This window comes from Aeromonas bestiarum, from assembly GCF_028751155.1.
Lineage (GTDB): Bacteria > Pseudomonadota > Gammaproteobacteria > Enterobacterales > Aeromonadaceae > Aeromonas > Aeromonas bestiarum.
On record NZ_CP064746.1, the window covers coordinates 914,826 to 935,346 of the forward strand.

The 20,521-nt window shown below is 61.9% G+C and carries 16 protein-coding genes; 8 read left to right on the forward strand and 8 right to left on the reverse strand.

Going from position 1 to position 20,521, the window contains the following annotated elements; genetic code table 11:
- Positions 1 to 321 precede the first annotated feature (321 nt).
- Genes proV through proX form a run of 3 tightly spaced genes read left to right on the forward strand, consistent with a single transcriptional unit; the run spans position 322 to position 3,658 of the window.
- Positions 322 to 1,518 (forward strand): glycine betaine/L-proline ABC transporter ATP-binding protein ProV, encoded by a 1,197-nt coding sequence (gene proV / locus IU367_RS04515; protein ID WP_043556197.1) that lies wholly within the window; start codon positions 322 to 324, stop codon positions 1,516 to 1,518.
- Positions 1,515 to 2,666: a glycine betaine/L-proline ABC transporter permease ProW gene (gene proW, locus IU367_RS04520; RefSeq protein ID WP_043140069.1), complete on the forward strand. Its 1,152-nt coding sequence runs from the start codon at positions 1,515 to 1,517 to the stop codon at positions 2,664 to 2,666. Before proV ends, proW begins: the two co-directional genes overlap by 4 nt.
- Positions 2,663 to 3,658 (forward strand): glycine betaine/L-proline ABC transporter substrate-binding protein ProX, encoded by a 996-nt coding sequence (gene proX / locus IU367_RS04525; RefSeq protein WP_103472631.1) that lies wholly within the window; start codon positions 2,663 to 2,665, stop codon positions 3,656 to 3,658. The genes proW and proX overlap by 4 nt, the downstream gene beginning before the upstream one ends.
- Positions 3,659 to 3,786: 128 nt before the next feature.
- On the opposite strand, the gene IU367_RS04530 is transcribed toward proX, so the two are convergent.
- From IU367_RS04530 to IU367_RS04540, 3 genes are read right to left on the reverse strand one after another with little or no spacing between them, the layout of a single operon-like run.
- The gene (locus tag IU367_RS04530; RefSeq protein ID WP_274453543.1) at positions 3,787 to 4,605 is read right to left on the reverse strand and encodes a phosphoadenylyl-sulfate reductase; all 819 of its coding nucleotides are present in this window, start codon (positions 4,603 to 4,605) and stop codon (positions 3,787 to 3,789) included.
- Positions 4,595 to 6,319, reverse strand: coding sequence for an assimilatory sulfite reductase (NADPH) hemoprotein subunit (cysI, locus tag IU367_RS04535; protein WP_274453544.1), 1,725 nt, complete (start codon positions 6,317 to 6,319; stop codon positions 4,595 to 4,597). Before cysI ends, IU367_RS04530 begins: the two co-directional genes overlap by 11 nt.
- Positions 6,319 to 8,109, reverse strand: coding sequence for an assimilatory sulfite reductase (NADPH) flavoprotein subunit (locus IU367_RS04540; RefSeq protein ID WP_274453545.1), 1,791 nt, complete (start codon positions 8,107 to 8,109; stop codon positions 6,319 to 6,321). The genes cysI and IU367_RS04540 overlap by 1 nt, the downstream gene beginning before the upstream one ends.
- A 199-nt stretch (positions 8,110 to 8,308) precedes the next feature.
- Between IU367_RS04540 and IU367_RS04545 the strand changes: the two genes are divergently transcribed.
- The gene (locus IU367_RS04545) at positions 8,309 to 9,115 is read left to right on the forward strand and encodes a PhzF family phenazine biosynthesis protein (RefSeq protein WP_274453546.1); all 807 of its coding nucleotides are present in this window, start codon (positions 8,309 to 8,311) and stop codon (positions 9,113 to 9,115) included.
- A gap of 120 nt (positions 9,116 to 9,235) precedes the next feature.
- On the opposite strand, the gene lysS is transcribed toward IU367_RS04545, so the two are convergent.
- On the reverse strand, positions 9,236 to 10,774 hold the full coding sequence (gene lysS / locus IU367_RS04550; RefSeq protein ID WP_042866684.1) for a lysine--tRNA ligase: 1,539 nt from the start codon (positions 10,772 to 10,774) through the stop codon (positions 9,236 to 9,238).
- A gap of 23 nt (positions 10,775 to 10,797) precedes the next feature.
- A protein-coding gene (gene prfB / locus IU367_RS04555; protein ID WP_098982715.1) for a peptide chain release factor 2 occupies positions 10,798 to 11,896 on the reverse strand; the annotation gives its coding sequence in 2 pieces (ribosomal slippage) (positions 10,798 to 11,820 and positions 11,822 to 11,896; 1,098 coding nt in all).
- 252 nt (positions 11,897 to 12,148) lie between these two features.
- On the opposite strand from prfB, the gene IU367_RS04560 reads away from it, so the two are divergent.
- The gene (locus IU367_RS04560) at positions 12,149 to 14,020 is read left to right on the forward strand and encodes a methyl-accepting chemotaxis protein (protein ID WP_274453547.1); all 1,872 of its coding nucleotides are present in this window, start codon (positions 12,149 to 12,151) and stop codon (positions 14,018 to 14,020) included.
- 237 nt (positions 14,021 to 14,257) lie between these two features.
- Here the strand turns inward: IU367_RS04560 and gltS are convergent, their stop codons facing one another.
- Positions 14,258 to 15,457 (reverse strand): sodium/glutamate symporter, encoded by a 1,200-nt coding sequence (gene gltS, locus IU367_RS04565; RefSeq protein WP_042866683.1) that lies wholly within the window; start codon positions 15,455 to 15,457, stop codon positions 14,258 to 14,260.
- A 472-nt stretch (positions 15,458 to 15,929) separates the two neighbouring features.
- On the opposite strand from gltS, the gene ansA reads away from it, so the two are divergent.
- Entirely contained in the window at positions 15,930 to 16,937 is a 1,008-nt protein-coding gene (ansA, locus tag IU367_RS04570) for an asparaginase (RefSeq protein ID WP_274453548.1), read from the forward strand.
- Between the two features lie 251 nt (positions 16,938 to 17,188).
- On the opposite strand, the gene IU367_RS04575 is transcribed toward ansA, so the two are convergent.
- Complete coding sequence (locus tag IU367_RS04575) at positions 17,189 to 17,482, reverse strand: YeaC family protein (protein ID WP_043140085.1); 294 nt, start codon at positions 17,480 to 17,482, stop codon at positions 17,189 to 17,191.
- A gap of 40 nt (positions 17,483 to 17,522) precedes the next feature.
- A complete protein-coding gene (locus tag IU367_RS04580) occupies positions 17,523 to 18,953 on the reverse strand; it encodes a glyceraldehyde-3-phosphate dehydrogenase (protein WP_274453550.1) in 1,431 nt (476 codons plus the stop codon).
- A 197-nt stretch (positions 18,954 to 19,150) separates the two neighbouring features.
- Here IU367_RS04580 and IU367_RS04585 point away from each other — a divergent pair, with 197 nt between their 5' ends.
- Together IU367_RS04585 and IU367_RS04590 are read left to right on the forward strand one after the other, a co-directional pair.
- Positions 19,151 to 19,951 (forward strand): DUF2989 domain-containing protein, encoded by an 801-nt coding sequence (locus tag IU367_RS04585; RefSeq protein ID WP_274453551.1) that lies wholly within the window; start codon positions 19,151 to 19,153, stop codon positions 19,949 to 19,951.
- A gap of 5 nt (positions 19,952 to 19,956) precedes the next feature.
- Positions 19,957 to 20,514, forward strand: coding sequence for an NUDIX domain-containing protein (locus tag IU367_RS04590; protein WP_043140095.1), 558 nt, complete (start codon positions 19,957 to 19,959; stop codon positions 20,512 to 20,514).
- Positions 20,515 to 20,521: the final 7 nt, after the last annotated feature.

Below are 20,521 nucleotides of genomic sequence, written 5' to 3' on the forward strand. Positions count from 1 at the left end.
TCTCCTGCCCTGCAGCCTGTTCAGGATCCTGCTTGGCGGCATCCCCCGGTCTGCCTGATTTTCCCCTCTTATTGGCCTGTCAAAACAGAACTATGATTAGTTATCTAATCAAATAATTCGTGCTGGCATGGCCCATGTTTGTCGATTTATGGCTTTTTCTTGTCAAAAATAATAGTTATAAATCAATATGTTATGTTTTCATTGTTTTGTGTGGACTCTTATGGTTCTTTTGTTTTTCATGAAAATTGCTTAGTGTAGAAAGTAATTGGTTCGCGTTCGGCAGGTTAACTACCAAGATGTCGACCATGAAAAAAGGACAGTATGACAGTCAAACTCGAAGTGAAATCACTCTATAAAATCTTCGGAGAACAGCCGGAAAAGGCGTTCAAATTGCTGGCGAAAGGGCACGACCGCGCCAGCATTCTGCAGAAGACCGGGCAGACCCTGGGTGTGCATGGGGTCGATCTGGCCATCCACGAGGGAGAGATCTTCGTGGTGATGGGCTTGTCCGGTTCGGGCAAATCCACCCTGGTGCGCCTCTTCAACCGGCTGATCGAACCGACCCGTGGTCAGGTGCTGATCGACGGTGAGGACATTGCCGCCATCTCGGACAGTGAACTGCGCCAGGTGCGGCGCAAGAAGATCAGCATGGTGTTCCAATCTTTCGCCCTCATGCCTCATCTGACCGTGCTGGAAAATACCGCCTTCGGCCTGGAGCTGGCCGGTGTGCCGCTTCTCGAACGCCAGGAAAGTGCCCGTCAGGCACTCAATCAGGTGGGCCTGGGCCAGTGGATGGACGCCTTCCCCGATGCTCTCTCCGGTGGCATGAAGCAGCGGGTCGGCCTGGCCCGAGCGCTGGCCAATGACCCCGATATCCTGCTGATGGACGAGGCCTTCTCCGCGCTGGATCCGCTGATCCGCACCGAGATGCAGGATGAGCTGCTCAAGCTGCAGGCCAGCCATCAGCGCACCATAGTCTTCATCTCTCACGATCTGGACGAGGCGATGCGCATCGGCGATCGCATCGCCATCATGCAGGATGGTCAGGTGATCCAGGTCGGGACCCCCGACGAGATCCTGAGCCAGCCCGCCAACGACTATGTACGTGCCTTCTTTCGCGGTGTGGATCTGGCCAACGTGTTCAGTGCCCGCGATATCGTCAGTCGCAAGCAGATGCCACTCATCAAGAAGCACACCACGGACGGGCCGGGCAACGCCCTGCGTCAGCTCAAGGATCAGGAGCGGGAGTTCGGTTACGTGGTGGATCGCAGCCGTCGCTTCCTCGGCGTCGTCTCGGTCGAGTCGCTCGGTCAGGCGGTGCAAAACAAGGGAAGCCTGGAGCAGGCCTTGCTGGCCGATATCCAGCCCATCCAGGCCGACACCTCTCTCAACGAACTCATCAGTCAGGTGGCCGCAGCGCCCTGTCAGGTGCCCGTGGTCGAGCAAGATGGCACCTATCTGGGGCTCATCTCCAAGGCCAACTTGCTGAACACCCTGGACAGGAGTACCCCGGTATGAATATCAAACCCTTTCATCGTCTGCTGACCGGCTTGCTGGCGCTGTTGTTATTGGCGAGCGCCCCCGCCCGGGCCGATGAGGCGCAGGCCGATCCCTGGGGCGCCACGGCCGCCACGACTGTGGCGACGGATCCCTGGGGCAGTACCGAAACCCAGGCCGCCGACTGGCAGAGCCAGATTGAAGCGGCGGATACTTCCGCGGCCGTCGACTGGCTGGATCCCTTCCAGCAGGCGCTGGTACCGCTGGATGTCTGGGTCGAGGGCGGCATCGGCTGGCTGGTCGAGAACCTGCGCCCCCTGTTCCAGCTGATCCGGGCACCGGTAGAGGTCACCCTCAACGGCATGACCCATCTGCTGCAGACGATGCCATCCACCCTGATGATAGGGATGCTGACCCTGATCGCCTGGCAGCTGGTCAACGGTCGCATGGCAATCGGAACCCTGCTTTCTCTCGTCGGGATCGGCCTCATTGGTGCCTGGTCCGATGCCATGGTGACCCTGTCGCTGGTGCTGACCTCGCTCTTCTTCTGCATCCTGATCGGCTTGCCGGTCGGCATTCTGCTGGCCCGCAGCGAGCGGCTCTCCACCTGGACCCGGCCGCTGCTGGATGCCATGCAGACCACTCCAGCCTTCGTCTATCTCATTCCCATCGTCATGCTGTTCGGCATCGGCAACGTGCCCGGAGTGGTGGTGACCGTCATCTTCGCCCTGCCGCCCATGATCCGGCTGACCATGCTGGGGATCCGTCAGGTGCCTGCGGATCTGGTGGAGGCGGCCCATTCGTTTGGCGCCAGCCCCTCCCAGTTGCTGTTCAAGGTACAGCTGCCGCTCGCCATGCCCACCATCATGGCCGGGGTCAACCAGACCCTGATGCTGGCGCTCTCCATGGTGGTGATCGCCTCCATGATAGCGGTCGGTGGTCTGGGCCAGATGGTACTGCGCGGCATAGGTCGCCTCGACATGGGGCTCGCCTCCATCGGTGGCCTCGGCATAGTGCTGCTGGCCATAGTGCTCGACCGTCTGACCCAGGCCATGGGACAGCGGGATCGCAGCCACACAGGCCGCTGGTATCAACATGGTCCCGTGGCCCTGCTGATGCGCCTGCGCGGTCGCCGTAACGTTATTGATTACAAAGGAGTAAACGCATGAGACTCATCACTAAGACCCTGAGCGCCCTGGTGCTGAACTCCCTGTTGCTGAGTTCGGTCGCCATGGCCAGCGCCGAACTGCCGGGGGAGGGGATCCGCGTTCAACCCTTGCAGAGCTCACTGCCGGAAGAGACCTTCCAGACCCTGCTGGTCAGCAAGCTGATGGATCGCCTGGGCTATGACGTCCAGGCGGTGCAGGAGGTGGACTACAACGTGGCCTACGCCTCGGTGGCGCAGGGCGATGGCACCTTCCTGGCCTTTAACTGGATCCCGTTGCAGGACAACAAGTACGAACAGGCCGGCGGCGACAAGGTGTTCTTCCGCCAGGGCACCTATGTATCGGGCGCCGCCCAGGGTTACCTCATCGACAAGAAGACCGCCACCCAGTACGGCATCACCAACCTGGGTCAGCTCAAGGATCCCAAGCTGGCGGCGCTGTTTGACGGCGATGGCGACGGCAAGGCCGATCTGGTGGGCTGCAACCCGGGCTGGGGCTGTGAAGAGGCCATCAACCATCATCTGGACGAGTTCGGCCTGACCCCGACCGTCACCCACAAGCAGGGCAACTACGCGGCCCTGATCGCCGATACCCGGGCCCGTTACCAGAGTGGCAAGCCGGTGCTCTACTACACCTGGACCCCCTACTGGCTGAGCAGTGAGCTGGTGCCGGGACGGGACGTGGTGTGGCTGGAAGTGCCCGCCGGTGCCAAGGATGCCGCCCAGACCCGCCTGCCCAACGGCAAGGATTATGGCTTTCCGGTCAACACCATGCACATAGTGGCCAACAAGGCGTTCACCGAGGCCAACCCGGCGGCGGCCAAGCTGTTCAGCATCGTCAAGCTGCCGCTGAACGACATCAACATCCAGAACGGGCTGATGAACAAGGGTCAGAACAAACCGGCGGATATTGAGCGCCACGCCGAGGCCTGGCTCAAGGGGCATGAGGCCCTGGTCAACGACTGGCTGACCCAGGCGCGCGCCGCCGTGCAGTAAGCGGATGGCGTGGCGGTGTGCAGGGCGTACTTCCCTGCGCACCTTGGCCGCTGCACCTCAGCAATAAAAAAACGCCCGGCAGTTGCCGGGCGTTTTTTTATTGTCAGGATCCTGGCTTGTCAGCAGGTTCAGATGCCGGAGCCGCTCTGCTCGCCACTTTCCTGGACACTCTCCTCGTGCAGGCCGCACTCGCGCTTGAGGCCGAAGAAGCGGGTCTGCTCCTCGCTCATGCCCGGCTCCCACTTGGCGGTAGTGTGCACGTCGCCGACCGAGAGGTAACCCTGCTCCCACAGCGGGTGGTAGGGCAGGTCATGCTCCTTGAAGTAGTAGAAGACGTCCTTGTTGCTCCAGTCGATCACCGGCAGGAACTTGAAGCGGCCGCGCGCGATGGCCAGTACCGGCAGCGCGCCCCGGCTGCCTGACTGCTCCCGGCGCAGGCCGGAGAACCAGGTCTGGGCGCCCAGCTCGTTCAGGGCCCTGTCCATGGGCTCCACCTTGTTGAGCTGGTTGTAGCGGCTGATCCCCTCCACTCCCTGCTCCCACAGCAGGCCGAAGCGCGCCTCCTGCCAGGCCGGTGACAACTCGGCCCTGTATATCTTCAGATTCAGCGTGAGGCGCTCGGTCAGCTCATCGATAAAGCGGTAGGTCTCGGGGAACAGATAACCGGTATCGGTCAGCACCACGGGCACATCGCCGCGCTCGCGGCTCACCAGATGCAGCATCAGCGCCGCCTGGATGCCGAAGCTCGACGACAGCACGTGTTCCCCCGGCAGGTTCGCTAGCGCCCAGCGCACCCGCTCGGGGGCGCTTATGGCCTCGAGAGCCTGATTGATAGGGGCCAGCGCCTCGCTCTGCTCGTCCCGGCTCAAGGAGAGCAGGGCATTGAGGTCGAGCCTGCCATCGGCGGTCAGTGTCAGCCGCCCGCCATCAGTCAGTTCAGGCTGCATAGAAGTCCCTCGCGGAGTCGATGACGGGCGCCACCACCCCAACCCGGATCACGAAGTCACCGAAGCACTCGTGACCGTCGCGCTCCCTGGCCCAGCGGCCGATAAGCGTATCCAGTTCCGCCAGGATCTGCGGCTCCGTGATGTTCTCCTGATAGAGGCGCGGGATGCGGGTCCCCTCCAGGTTGCCACCCAGATGCAGGTTGTAGCGGCCCGGCGCCTTGCCCACCAGACCCACTTCGGCCAGCATGGCGCGGCCGCAGCCGTTGGGGCAGCCGGTGACCCGGAATATGATGGCGTCATCCGCCAGCGCGTGTTTGGTGAGCAAGCCTTCGATATCGGTGACGAAGGCGGGCAGCATGCGCTCGGCTTCGGCCATCGCCAGCGGGCAGGTGGGCAGGGCCACGCAGGCCATGGACTGCTTGCGCTGCTCGCTCACGCCGTCATCCAGCAGGCCATACTGGCGCGCGAGTGCTTCGATGCGCGCCTTCTCGCTGGCGGGGACGCCGGCGATGATGAGGTTCTGGTTGGCGGTCAGGCGAAAATCCCCCTGATGTACGCGGGCTATCTCCAGCATGCCGGTCTTGAGCGGCTTGCCCGGGAAGTCCAGCAGGCGGCCGTTCTCGATGAAGAGGGTGAGGTGGTGTTTGCCATCTATCCCCTCCACCCAGCCGAAGCGATCGCCACGGCTGGTGAACTCATAGGGACGCACAGGCCCGAACGGTATGCCGGCGCGGCTCTCCACCTCGGCCTTGAAGGCCTCCACACCGACCCGTTCGAGCGTGTACTTGGTCTTGGCGTTCTTGCGGTTGACCCTGTTGCCCCAGTCACGCTGGGTGCTGACCACGGCGGCCGCCACCTCCAGCACGTGGGAGAGGGGAATAAAGCCAAAGTCGCTCGCCTTGCGCGGGTAGGTGCTGGTGTCGCCGTGGGTCATGGCGAGACCACCGCCCACCAGCACGTTGAAGCCCACCAGCTTGCCGTTTTCGGCAATGGCCACGAAGTTGAGATCGTTGGCATGCACGTCTATGTCGTTGTGGGGCGGGATCACCACTGTCGTCTTGAATTTGCGCGGCAGGTAGTTGGAGCCCAGGATCGGCTCCTCGTCCCCACCCAGCTTCTCGCCATCCAGCCAGATCTCCACATAGGCGCGGGTCTTGGGCAGCAGGTGTTCGGAGATCTGCTTGGCCCACTCGTAGGCCTCCTGGTGCAGCGCTGACTCCACCGGGTTGCTGGTGCAGAGCACGTTGCGGTTCACGTCGCCGGCGGTGGCGATGGAATCTATGCCCGTGCTGTTGAGGGTCTGGTGCATCAGCTTGATGTCGTGCTTCAAGACCCCGTGAAACTGGAAGGTCTGGCGGGTGGTGAGGCGAATGCTGCCGTAGAGGCTGTGCTCCTCGGCGAACTTGTCGATCACCTGCCACTGGGCCGGGGTGATGATGCCACCCGGCAGGCGGGCGCGCAGCATGACGTTGTGCAGCGGCTCCAGCTTCTGGGCGGTGCGCTCGGGGCGAATGTCTCTGTCATCCTGCTGATACATGCCGTGAAAACGGATCAGCTGGAAGTTGTCACCGTTGAAGCCGCCGGTGAGGGGATCCTGCAGATCCTGCGCTATGGTGCCGCGCAGGAAGTTGCTCTCGCGCTTGAGGCGTTCGTTGTCGGACAGTGGCCCTTCAACCGGTCCTGCTCCTTGTTTCGAGATTGTTTGCTTGCTCATCAGTAGACATCCCTTTGATAACGTTTGGCACGACGCAATTCGCTCAAATACTCTTCTGCTTCTTCACGGCTCTTGTGGCCGTGTTCGGCAATCACATCCAGCAGGGCCTCCTGCACATCTTTCGCCATGTGATTGGCATCACCGCACACATAGAAGTGAGCACCTGCTTCCAGCCACTGGTAGAGCTCCAGGCCCGCTTCGCGCAGCCTGTCCTGCACATAAATCTTGTTGGCCTGATCCCGGCTGAAGGCCAGCGAGATCTTCGACAGCAGGCCCGATTTCACATAGCGCTGCCACTCCACCTGATAGAGGAAGTCCTGGGTGAAGTGGGGGTTGCCGAAGAAGAGCCAGTTCTTGCCCGAGGCATCCTGGGCCTCACGCTCTTGCATAAAGGCGCGGAAGGGGGCGATGCCGGTGCCCGGTCCCACCATGATGACGGGGGTATCGGGATTGGCTGGCAGGCGGAAGTTGTCGTTGTGCTCCACGAACACCCGCACCTCGGCATCCTCAATCAGCCGGTCGGCCAGATAGGAGGAGGCGGCGCCACTGCGCACGGTGCCATCTTCCTGCGGGTAGCGCACCACGCCAACGGTGAGATGCACCTCCTCTTCCACTTCGCTCTGGGCGGAGGCGATGGAGTAGAGGCGCGGGGTGAGGGGGCGCAGCAGGCCGACCAGCTGTTCTGCGCTCAAGGGGGTCGGGAAGCGTTTCAGCACATCCACCACCTGGGCAGAGGCGACCAGGGCATTGACCTGAGCCTTGTCACCGGCCAGGTCTTTCAGCGCTGCGCTACCCGAGATCTCTGCCAATCCCGTGATAAAGCCGCCGTGCAACCGGGTCAGTTCCAGATTGCGGGTGAGCACCTCGCGCAGGCTGCCATGGGCGGTCGCCTCGTCACCGCTCAGCCCGGCCAAGGCCAGCACTTCCCCCACCAGATCGGCGTCGTTGTCGAACCAGACGCCGAGGGCGTCCCCCGGCTGATAGGTGATGCCGGACGCCTCCAGGCTGATCTCGATATGGCGGATATCCTTGGTGGAATCGCGGCCTGTGATCTTCTGATTCAGTGACAGGCGGGCCGGGAAGGGGTTGGCCTTGTCGTACTGCCTGTGACCGACCGCCTGTTGCAGCGCGTTCGTCACGCTGCTGCTGGCCGAACCTGCGGAGAGGGTGGTGGCAATGGTATTGACCGCCTGCTCGCCCCAGGCCTTGGCGGCCTCCTGATAGTCCACATCCAGGCTGGCAAGTTCATGCACGCGATCGGCGCCCGCCTTGGTCAGCAGGCCGTCAAAATCCTTGCCGGTCTGGCAGAAAAATTCGTAGGAGCTGTCACCCAGCCCCAGTACGGCGAACTTGAGCCCCTCCAGCTTGCCGACCTTGCCCTTCTTGAGCTGCTCAAACAGATCGACCGCGCTCTCCGGTGGTTCACCCTCCCCGTAAGTGCTCACTACCACCAGCAGGTGGGTCTCTTTCTTGAGCTGCTTGGGTTTGTAGTCCGCCATGGAGGTGAGGGTCACCGGCAGGCCGCGTGCCTCGGCCTGCGCCTTGATGGCACTGGCCACGCCCTTGGCGTTGCCTGTCTGGGATCCGTAGAGAATGGTCAGGCTGCCGCCGGGTGCCGCCGGCGCACCGCTGGCTGCCGCAGGCTGGCTGCCGGATTGGGAGAGACCGTAGAGATAGCCGCTCACCCAGACCAGTTGCTGGGTATTGAGGGTCGAGAGCGCCTGGTTCAGCTGACGTTGTTGTTCATCAGAGAGGGGGGCTAGGTTGGTCAGAGAATCCTTCAATTGCATCACACTCGTCTTCCATGGTCTGATTTTTGGTCAGGTTAAGGGGTGTGATGGATAACAACAAAGAATAAAAATGTCTTTTTTATTCTATTAGTGCATTAAAAACGTGCCTGGCGGGCTCCTGGGCCCGTTCGGGCAGGGCCCGATTTCATGGTATAAACGGCGATGAATGAGCCCGGTCGTGGCACCACAGGAAATGCGAATGTCGATTGTCAGACTGTTTCATGTCAATGCCTTCAGCCGGCAGCCCTTTGGCGGCAACCCGGCCGTGGTGGTACTGGGGCCGGCCCAGTCCGATGCGCAGTTGCAGGCCATGGCGGCCGAGTTCAACCTGTCGGAGACCGCCTTCCTCAGTCCCCTGGGGGCTGCGCACTATCGGCTGCGCTGGTTTACCCCCAGGGTGGAGGTGGATCTCTGTGGCCACGGCACCCTGGCGGCCGCCCATGTGCTGTGGCAGACGGGGGCTGTGGCACCGCAGGAGGTCATCCGCTTCGAGACCCGCAGCGGCGAACTGCTGGCCAGGCGCGAGGGAGAGTGGATCCGGCTCGACTTCCCGCGCATCCCGCTCACGCCTCTGGCGCTGGATCCTGCCTATGGGGCGGCGGTCGGTTGCACACCCGTGCAGACCCTGGCCGCCGGCGCCAAGTTCCTGCTGGAGCTGGCAAGCGAGGAGGAAGTCCGTGCGCTCACCCCCGATTTTCACGTCCTGCGCGCGCTGCCCGGTCGCGGCCTGATGGTGACGGCCCCTTCCAGCCGCGGGGATGATGACTTCGTTTCCCGCTACTTCGCCCCCTGGGTCGGAGTGGATGAGGATCCCGTCACCGGCTCCAACCACTGTGCCCTGGTGCCCTTCTGGGCCGAGCGGCTCGGCAAGACGCAGCTGAGGGCACGCCAGATCTCGGCGCGGGGCGGGGAGCTTGTGCTCGAGTTGCAGGGGGATCGCGTGTGGATGTCGGGCCAGGCGCTGACCCTGTGGCAGGGGGAGTGGTTGCTGCCGCCCACCCCGTGAGGTGCCGGCGTGCGTTACCCTCGGGGGTTCGCCACCGGGCTGCCTTCGCCATAAAAAACGCCCCGCAGTTGCGGGGCGTTTTGTTGCCATCGAGGTGCAGGCCTGGCCTGCTCCTTGGGCTTATTTCTGTTGCGGGCGCAGGGCCGGGAACAGGATGACGTCGCGGATGGTGTGGCTGTTGGTGAACAGCATGACCAGACGGTCGATACCAATGCCCTGACCGGCGGTCGGCGGCAGGCCGTGTTCCAGCGCGGTCACGAAGTCGGCGTCGTAGAACATGGCTTCGTCGTCACCGGCTTCTTTCTGGTTCACCTGATCCTGGAAGCGCTTGGCCTGATCTTCCGCATCGTTCAGCTCGGAGAAGCCGTTGGCCAGCTCGCGGCCACCGATGAAGAACTCGAAGCGGTCGGTCACGTCCGGGTTCACGTCGTTGCGGCGCGCCAGCGGAGAGACGGCGGCCGGGTACTCGGTGATGAAGGTCGGTTGCAGCAGCATGTGCTCCACTGTCTCTTCGAAGATGGCGGTGATCACGTGACCCAGCTCCCAGCCCTTCATCAGCTCGATGTGCAGACGCTTGGCAACGGCCTTGGCGCTCTCCAGTGTGGAGAGATCTTCCAGGGTAACGCCATCGGCGTACTTCAGGATGGAGTCCACCATGGTGAGGCGCTGGAACGGCTGACCGAAGTCGATGGTCAGACCCTCTTCGCCCTCTTTGGCGTAACGGATCTTGGTGTCGCCCAGAATGTCCTGCGCCAGGGTGCGCAGCAGCTCTTCGGTCAGGTCCATCAGATCGATGTAGTCGGCATAGGCCATGTAGAACTCGATCATGGTGAACTCGGGGTTGTGACGCACCGAGATGCCTTCGTTACGGAAGTTGCGGTTGATCTCGTACACGCGCTCGAAACCACCGACCACCAGACGCTTCAGATAGAGCTCGGGGGCGATACGCAGGTACATGTCGATGTCCAGCGCATTGTGGTGAGTGACGAACGGACGCGCGGAGGCGCCACCCGGGATGACCTGCATCATGGGGGTTTCCACTTCCATGAAGCGCTTGTCGTTGAAGAACTTGCGGATACCGGCAACCACCTTGGTGCGGATCATGAAGGTCTTGCGGGACTCTTCGTTGGCGATCAGATCCAGATAACGCTGGCGGCAGCGTGCTTCCTGGTCGGTCAGACCCTTGTGCTTCTCGGGCAGCGGACGCAGTGCCTTGGTCAGCAGACGTATGGTGGAGACGTGCACCGAGAGTTCACCTGTGTTGGTGCGGAACAGTGTCCCTTCCACGCCGACTATGTCACCCAGATCCCACTTCTTGAACTGCTCGTTGTAGAAGCCTTCCGGCAGATCGTCACGGGTCACGTAGACCTGGATCTTGCCAGCCATGTCCTGCAGGGTGGCGAAGGACGCCTTGCCCATGATCCGGCGGGTCATGATGCGACCGGCAATCTTCACCTGTTTACCCAAGGCCACCAGTTCTTCGGCGCTCTTGTCGCCAAACTCGGCGTGCAGATCGCCGGAGAGGCTGTCACGACGGAAGTCGTTGGGGAAGGGGTTGCCCTGGGCACGCAAGGCGGCCAGCTTGGAACGACGCTCCGTCATCTCGTTGTTCAGTTCGAGAGTGTGGTCGACTTCCGGAGTTGTGGTTTGTTCAGACATGGTGATTCCTGCTGTTCTGTTTTTTACAGGCCTGACTTCAGGCTAGCTTCGATAAACTTGTCCAGGTCGCCGTCGAGCACCGCCTGGGTATTGCGGGTTTCGACGCCGGTACGTAGATCCTTGATGCGCGCATCATCCAGCACATAGGAACGGATCTGGCTGCCCCAGCCGATATCGGACTTGGTCTCTTCGAGGGCTTGTTTCTCAGCGTTTTGCTTCTGAATTTCCAGCTCGTAGAGCTTGGCTTTCAGCTGCTTCATACACTGATCTTTGTTTTTGTGCTGGGAACGATCGTTTTGGCACTGTACCACGACACCCGTCGGTATGTGGGTGATACGTACCGCGGATTCGGTCCGGTTGACGTGCTGACCACCGGCGCCGGAGGCACGGTAGACGTCGATACGCAGGTCTGCCGGGTTGATCTCGATGTCGATGTCGTCATCGATCTCGGGATAAACGAAGATGGAGCAGAACGAGGTGTGGCGGCGGCCACCGGAATCGAACGGAGATTTGCGAACCAGACGGTGGACGCCGGTCTCGGTGCGCAGCCAGCCGAAGGCGTATTCGCCGGTGAACTTGATGGTAGCGGACTTGATGCCGGCCACGTCGCCGTCAGAGAGCTCGATCAGCTCAGGCTTGTAACCGTGGGCATCGCCCCAGCGCAGGTACATGCGCAGCACCATGTTGGCCCAATCCTGTGCTTCGGTACCACCGGAGCCGGACTGGATGTCGATGTAGCAGTCGGAGGCGTCGTGCTGACCGGAGAACATGCGGCGGAATTCCAGATCCACCAGCTTGCTTTCCAGCACATCGGCTTCGGCCACGGCTTCGTTGAAGGTCTCTTCGTCTTCCCCTTCCACCGCCAGGCTGACCAGCATTTCGACGTCTTCGGCGCCCTGGGTCAGGGTGTCTATGGTGCCCACCACGTTTTCCAGCGTGACGCGCTCCTTGCCCAGCGCCTGTGCGCGCTCCGGCTCATTCCATACGTCCGGCTGTTCCAGCTCGGCGTTGACCTCTTCTAGACGCTCTTTCTTGGCGTCATAGTCAAAGGTACCCCCTAAGAAGCTCGGTCCTCTCAGACAGCTCCTTAAGCTTGTTTAATACAGGATTGACTTCAAACATCGTGAAAACTCTCGGGGTCGATGTGATTTAAAAACGGGATATTCTAGCCAATTGTGGAAGGAATAAACAGGGTCGCCTGTCCTTGTGCGCGTCCTGTAGTCAATTTCTGGTGCAGTTTTCCCCAACTCGGTGGAAAATATCGCCCGCAGACTCATTTTCAGGTTCAGTTTCGGCCTGGCGGGTCGCTAACAACGATGCAGTGCTGTGCACTTTTGGGAAATCCTGTTCCTGACCTCATAAGAAGAAATCATGATGAAAAACCTATCACTCAAGCAGAAGATACTGTTGTCAGTGGTGATCGCCTTGTCATTGGTGATCCTGCTGCTCTCCTGGCAGAGCTATACCAGCCAGAAGTCCCTGTTGCTGCAAGGCAGTCAGGAACAGGTACAACGCCTCGGCAGCCAGCAGGCCGCCAGTGTCAGTGACTGGCTCTCCGCCCGTCGCGACGTGATCCAGGCGCTCGGCAGCAAGGCCGGTGCCGACCCCCTCAACGCCCTGCAACAGGCGCAAGTCTCGGGTCGCTTCCAGCTCACCTACTTCGGTGAGGGCAGCGGCAAGATGAACGACTCTGACCCTTCCATCAACCGTGACGGTTATGACCCGCGCTCCCGTGGCTGGTATCAGGAAGCCATGAGCAAGGGCGGCCTGATCGTGACCAAGCCCTATCTGGACGTGGCCTACAACATCATGGTGGTGACCCTGGCCCAGCCGGCGCAGGGCGGCGTGGTCGGTGGCGACCTTTCCATCGCCTCCCTGGTGGAAGACGTCACCCGGATGAAGCTGCCCGCCGACGGTATCGCCATCATGATGCACAAGGACGGCACCGTCATCGCGTACAAGGACGCGGCCAAGGCGATGAAGCCGGCCACCGAGATCGACAACGATCTGACCAACTCCCTGATCGAACAGAGCAAGGCCAGCAACAGCCTGATCCCGGCCTACTTCGACAACGAAGGCCGTGACAAGCTGCTGTGGGCCGTGGATATCCCGGATACCGACTGGGAGCTGGTGCTGGTGCTGGACAAGGAAACTCTGGAAGCTCCGCTCTCCTCTCTGCTGATGACCCAGCTTGGCCTGGCCCTGCTGGTGCTGGTGGGCAGCATCATCGCCATCTCCTGGCTGGTGAGTCTGCTGCTCGGCCCGCTCAGCAAGGTCTCCCAGGCCCTGGCCCGCATCGCCGACGGTAACGGCGATCTGACCCAGCGCATCAAGATCGACGCCAACGACGAAGTGGGCCAGCTGGCCAACAGCTTCAACCGCTTCGTCGGCAGCCAGCACCAGCTGATCGGCAACATCCGCAAGCTGGCCAACGAGCTGAACGCCGATGCCGAGCGCAGTCTGGTGACCAACCAGGCCGCCGTGGACGAGCTGCAGCGTCAGCAGCAGGAAGTGACCATGGTCGCCACCGCCGTCACCGAGATGGCGAGCGCCACCATGGAGATCGCCGGCAACGCCGAGAACACCGCCGCCGCCGCCCAGCAATCCGCCCAGAGCAGTGAGCAGGGCAAGATGCTGGTGAACCAGACTCGCCAGTCCATCAACGGCCTGGCCGAAGAGGTGGGGCAGGCGACCGAGGTGATCGGCGAGCTGAGCCGTCACGCCCAGGCCATCTCCGGCATCCTCTCCACCATCCAGGGCATAGCCGAGCAAACCAACCTGCTGGCGCTGAACGCGGCCATCGAAGCGGCCCGAGCCGGTGAACAGGGTCGTGGTTTCGCCGTGGTGGCGGACGAGGTGCGGGTGCTGTCCCGCCGTACCCAGGACTCCACCCAGGAGATCCAGTCCACCATAGAGACGCTGCAACAGACCACGGCCCGTGCGGTGAGCCTGATGCAGACCAGCCAGGGGCTGGCCGACAACAGCGTGAAAGACGCCGATGCCGCCGCCGCCGCGCTGGAAGAGATCACCCGGGCCGTGTCGCTCATCTCCGACATGGCGGGCCAGATCGCCACCGCCGCCGAGGAGCAGACCCAGGTGACTGGCGAGATCACCCAGAACACCACCGCCATCAAGGATGTGAGTGACGAGATCACCGCCGCCGCCATGCGCGATCTGGATCAGGCTCATAGCCTCAAGGGTCGTGCCACCGACCTGAACCAGCAGGTGTCGACCTTTATCCTGTAAGGAATGATGCCGATGGGACGCCTGCGTCCCATTCTGAACAAAGCCCCGCACCCTGGTGCGGGGCTTTTTGTTGTCTGCGGTCTGGCTGTGTCATGACAGGGAAGGCGGCTGCCATGCTTGCCGCTGTCGCCTGAGTGGTTGTGCCAACGGGCGATGGCGCCGTACAGCCAGGATGCCAGCAAGCAAAGAGCCCACCATGAGGTGGGCTCTTGTTCATATCACGTCTGGCCGAGCGGTTTACAGGAAGGGGAGCGCCATAAACAGCTTGATCACCATGGCGTTGATGATGTCGATGAAGAAGGCCCCCACCATGGGCACCACCAGGAACGCCAGATGGGACGGGCCGAAGCGCTGGGTGATGGCCTGCATGTTGGCAATGGCCGTCGGGGTGGCCCCCAGGCCGAAGCCGCAGTGGCCCGCCGCCAGCACGGCCGCGTCATAGTTGCTGCCCATGACCCGGAAGGTGACGAAGATGGCGTAGAGCGCCATCGCCACCGTCTGGGCGGCCAGCAGGATGAAGATGGGCAGCGCCAGGCTGGCGAGATCCCACAGCTTGAGGCTCATCAGCGCCATGGCCAGGAACAGCGACAGGCTGACGTTGCCGAGCAGGGAAACCTCGCGGTCGCTCACCTCATGCCAGTTGAACAGGGTCAGCAGGTTGCGCAGCAGCACACCGACAAACAGCACGCAGACGAAGATCGGCAGCTCCAGCGCGCCGCCCTTGAGGGAGGCGGAGAGCAGCTCGCCCCCTTTGAGGCTGATGGCGATCAGCGCCAGCGTCTCGATCAGGCTGAAGGTGGTGAGCGGGCGCTCCATGTCGGGCATCTCGAAGCCCTTGGGCGCCTCATCCTTGTTGTGCTCTTCACCGGGTACCTGCACCTTCTTGACCAGATAGCGGGCCACCGGGCCGCCGATCAGGCCGCCCAGCACCAGGCCGAAGGTGGCACAGGCGATGGCGAGTTCGGCGGCGGATTGCACCCCGTACTTCTCGGCGAAGGTGGCGCTCCAGGCCGCACCAGTGCCGTGGCCGCCGGAGAGGGTGATGGAGCCGGCCAGCAGCCCCATGTGGGGATCCAGGCCGAGCAGGGTCGCCAGACCCACACCCAGGCTGTTTTGCACCAGCAGCAGGCCGGTCACCACCATCAGGAAGGTGATCACCGCCTTGCCGCCGCGCTTGAGGCTGGCGAGATCGGCGGAGAGACCGATGGAGGCGAAGAAGGCCAGCATCAGCGGGGTCTGCAAACTGGTGTCGAATTGCAACTCCAGCTGCAGGGTCGAGCGCAGCAGCAGCAGCACCAGGGCGACCACCAGGCCGCCGGCAACCGGTTTGGGGATGTTGAAGGTTCGCAGCAGCCCGACTCGGGTCACCAGCAAACGACCGAGCAGCAGCACCAGAGTGGCTGCGACCAGGGTGGCGTAGGAATCAAGTTGTAGCATTCAGTACTCCCATGTTGATTGGCTGTGTCTTTCGTTGATGAAGACTCACAGATTCAGCCGGGATAAAAACAGTGTGGCTCACGTGCCAACAAAGAAGGGGCGACATGCCCCCGTCCCACGCAAAAATGGGATCGATGTGGGCCTGAACGGATCAGGCATCCAGATGAGATTTATGAAAAATCCGGCGGATAGTAGCAAAAAGCACCGCTTATATCCAGATTTGTCAGATTAATGGTCAGATTTGTACTTTATTGTGACATTTAACACTATTGGGTTAGTCGCCGTTTAATACGGCATGCAGGCCATTTCCCGGCTGTCATTTGGGGCGCCAGTCTCTATAATTCGCCGGTTTCCAGCCCATCAGCGGCAACGAACGGAATGTGAAGACACAGGTTCGTTTCCCATGGGATTCATGGTTTGCGGGTATTCAGCCCATTAACATGGGTGTTGTGCCCATCAAAGAGGAGAGGGTGTGAAGAAGTCCATCTACATTGCCTACACAGGCGGCACCATAGGGATGCAGCGCTCCGACCACGGCTATGTGCCGATGGCGGGCTTCATGGAAGACTGTCTGGCGCGGATGCCCGAGTTTCATCGCCCCGAGATGCCGGATTACCATATTCACGAATACGATCCCCTCATCGACTCCTCCGACATGACGCCGGCGGACTGGCAGCGCATCGCCGAGGACATTCGAGACAACTACGAGAAATACGACGGCTTCGTGATCCTGCACGGCACCGACACCATGTCGTTCACCGCCTCGGCCCTCTCCTTCATGCTCGAAGATCTGCACAAGCCGGTGATCATCACCGGCTCCCAGATCCCGCTCGCCGAGCTGCGCTCCGACGGTCAGCAGAACCTGCTCAACGCCCTCTACATCGCGGCCAACTACCCGATCCACGAGGTGACACTGTTTTTCAACAACCAGCTCTATCGCGGCAACCGCAGCAAGAAGGTGCACGCCGATGGCTTCCACGCCTTCGACTCACCGAACTATCCGCCGCTGCTCAATGCCGGCATCGCCATCTCGCTGGAAGCGGGCGAGCTGGGCGCACAGTCCGAGCGGCCGCTGGTGCTGCACGACATCACCCCTCAGCCTATCGGCGTGGTGACCCTTTATCCGGGCATCTCCAGCGAGGTGATCGCCAATATTCTGCAGCAGCCGGTGAAGGCGCTGATCCTGCTGTCGTTCGGGGTGGGCAATGCGCCGCAGAACCCGGCCATGCTGGCGTTGCTCTCCGAGGCCTCGGCCCGCGGCGTCATCATAGTCAACCTGAGCCAGTGCCTGCACGGCAAGGTCAACATGGGGGGCTATGCCACCGGCAATGCCTTGTCCCGTGCCGGGGTCATCTCGGGCTTTGACATGACGGCCGAGGCGGCGCTGACCAAGCTGCACTTCCTGCTGAGCCAGGACTTGCCGGCGCCGCGCATCCGCGAGCTGATGCAGCATTCCCTGCGCGGCGAGCTGACGCCCTGACTGGTTTCCCCCTCACCCTGGCCCTCTCCCTAGGGGAGAGGGGATAGATCGAGGTGGCGAGGTTTGCCATGAAGATCGCCGGCTGGTGGCCCGCTTACTGTTCGCAGGTGCGAGCCTGCTCCCTTCTCCCCTTGCGGGAGAAGGGCTGGGGATGAGGGGGATGAGCCATCCTGCATAGATAGGAAAAAAAAGGGGAGCCATAATGGCTCCCCTTTTTGCTATGGCGTGCGAGCCTGGGCTCGCGGCAAGGCTCAGTGACTGATCTCGATACGGACTATCTCTTCTTCATCCCGATACTGACGCTTGAGCTCGCTCTTGCTCTTCATCACTATCTCGCCGTCACGGCCTATGTTCATGTGCTCGGGGTTATCGATGTGCATCGCCTGCCAGGCCATCACGGCCTGCAGCGAGGTGGCCTTCTGCTCGTCGGTGAGGGGCTTGCCATCGGGCCACTTGCCGAGCTCGACCGCGGTCTTGAGCCGCTCATACACTTCTTTGGGCATCTGTCTGATGGCCTGTTGAAACTCACCCTGTTGAAACGACATCCGGCCTTCTCCTTGCACATTGAGCCATGACGAATTGGGATCAGGCGGGCAGATCCTGGCGAACCGCGCCAGCCATCTGCTCCATCACCCGCACTACCTGACAACTGTACCCGAACTCGTTGTCATACCATACGTAGAGCACGCAGTGATCCCCCTCGGCTATGGTGGCCTGGGAGTCCACTATGCCCGCGAAGCGCGAACCCACCATGTCGGAGGAGACCAGCTCAGTGCTGGCACTGAAATCGATCTGGCGATGCAGGGCCGAGCTCAGCGCCATCTGCTGCAGATAGGCATTGAGGCTATCCCGATCCGTGCTCTGCTCCAGCGACAGGTTGATGATGGCCAGCGACACGTTGGGGGTCGGCACCCGGATGGCGTTGCCGGTCAGCTTGCCCTTGAGCGCCGGCAGTGCCTTGGCCACCGCCTTGGCGGCGCCCGTGCTGGTCATCACCATGTTGAGGGCCGCGCTGCGACCGCGTCGCTCGCCCTTGTGATAGTTGTCGATCAGGTTCTGATCGTTGGTGTAGGAGTGCACCGTCTCCACGTGGCCGTGGCGGATGCCGTACTTGTCCTGCATCACCTTGAGCACGGGGGTGATGGCGTTGGTGGTGCAGGAGGCGGCCGAGATGATCTTGTCATCCGGACCTATCACCTCGTGGTTGACCCCGAACACCACGTTCTTCATCTCGCCCTTGCCGGGGGCGGTCAGCAGCACACGGGCGGCGCCGCGCGCCTTCAGGTGTTCAGACAGGCCCGCCTCGTCACGCCAGACACCCGTGTTGTCGACGATCAGCGCATTCTGGATGCCATGAGCTGTGTAGTCGATGTCGGCCGGGCTGTTTGCATAGATCACCTGGATGAAGGTGCCGTTGGCTATGATGGCGCTGCGCTCGACATCCACCTCGATGGAGCCGTTGAAAGGGCCGTGCACCGAGTCGCGACGCAGCAGGCTGGCACGTTTCTCCAGATCCCCCTCGCGGCCACCGCGCACGACTATGGCGCGCAGACGCAGGGAGTTGGCGGCGCCGGTGCGCTCGATCAGCAGCCGGGCCAGCAGGCGGCCGATGCGGCCAAAGCCGTAGAGCACAACATCGGTGGGGGCCGGTACGCCGCGACCCAGGGCCGGTGCCAGCTTGGCGCGCAGGTAGTCGTCGATACCGGCCTCATCCTGGTGATCCTGCCAGTAACCCACGGCCAGCTTGCCCAGATCGATCTCGGCGGCGGTCGGGTTGAGGGCCAGAATGTCCTGCAGCAGGGGGAAGCTCTGTTGGATCGGCAGCGGGGCGCCCTGATGGCGGCGGACGACCCTGTGGGCCTTGAGGATGTCGATGGTGGAGGCGTTTTGCAGGGGACGTCCGTAGACGGTGATCTCGATCCCTTGCTGTCGGTAGAGGCGACCTATCAAGGGTTGCATGGCTTCGGCGAGCTCCTGGCTCTCCTGCCACGCTTGCAAGTAGTGCTCGTGGGTCATTAACCAGATCCTTTATTTCACGTTGTTGGGGCAAATAGAAATTCGTCGAATGCAGATCAGTGTAGGGATGTATATTTCGTTATATTATTCTGCAGTCGCGGCCTTATACGGCGCGCGTATTGTAATGGATATGTAATCTGTTTGCTAGCCAAGGGTGGCCGTGACAGGCTGCAATTGTTACCAACAAGATGTGAACCATGACCCATTTTCCAGCGCGCTCCCTGCTGTTCGCTCTCTGTTGCGGCCTGACCCTCACGGCCTGCAACGACGACAGGATCCACAACATCTGCGGCAATCATCCGACCCTCTGTCAGGATCTGGTGGACGACGGCTGGTGTCGCTATGAGCGAACCGACGTCATCCGGGCTCGCTACCATCTGCAGGAAGAGGGGACGGACAGGCGCAAATATGATGTGATGCGCAGCCTGGAGCGTTACCTCAAGTGCGCCGAGCGCTCCACCAACATCGAATACAAGACGGCCAGGGAGCAGAAGAGCCCTCGGGTGGAGGGGATGCTGGCCGCCGGCGATCAGCTGGCCCGGCTCGATGCCGCTACCCGCAACTCGCAGGATCCCTACCTGCTGCTCTGGCACTGGACCAACAACACCAACGAGCTGGCACGCCAGCAGTTCATGGCGCTGGAGGGACAGTCCGTGCTGGAGGAGCCCGAGTTGCAGCTGGCATTGGGGGGCATCCATGCCAAGAGCGAACCGCAGAAGGCCATCGCGCTCATGCACCATGCGCTCTCCCTCTACCGGGAAGGGGATGCGGTCAACGGCCGGATCCTCACCTCTCTCAGCACCCTCTACATGGGCCAGAAGCAGTACGGTCTGGCCTATCTGTGGGGCAAGGTGAGCGAGTCGTTCCAGAATACGCCCGAGGTCTCGGCCAAGCGCTTCGGCCTCTATCACTCCCTGAGCAAAGCCGATCAGGAGGCCTGGGACAGCCAGGCCGCCACCCTGGTCGAGCAGCTAAAAAGCGGGACTTACCGTCCCTGAACCTGATGAATCACATTGAACAACTGGCCAGTGACTGGCCTCACCCCTTCGACATCCAGTTCATGCACGGCCAGGTGACCCCGGGTGGCCGCCAGCTGGAGCGCGTCACCGTCAGGGCCATAGTCCTGCGCGGTGACCGGCTGCTGCTGGTTCACTCCCGGGTCAACGGCGATCTCATGTTTCCCGGTGGCGGCATAGAGGAGGGGGAGTGCCACAGCGCCGCCCTGGCACGCGAGCTGCGCGAAGAGTGTGGCGCCGAGCTGGTGGCGGTCGGTGCCCTGCTCGGCCAGACCCGGGAGTATCGCGCCGCTCGCGAGGCCGACTATGACGCCTACTGCATCCGCTCCTTCTACTACCTCTGCCAGGTGGGGGAGGACTGGAGCGAGCCGCGTCCCCAGCCCTACGAGGTGCGACTCGGCTTCACGCCGGGTTGGTTCGAGCTGGAAGATGCGCTGCAGACCAACAAGACCCAGCTGGCTGGCCCCTGTCCCCAGTGGACGGCGCGCGAAACCCGGGTACTGGCCGAGCTGCACCACTGGCACGAGTCCGGCTTGCTGGCGTGACTCGGGC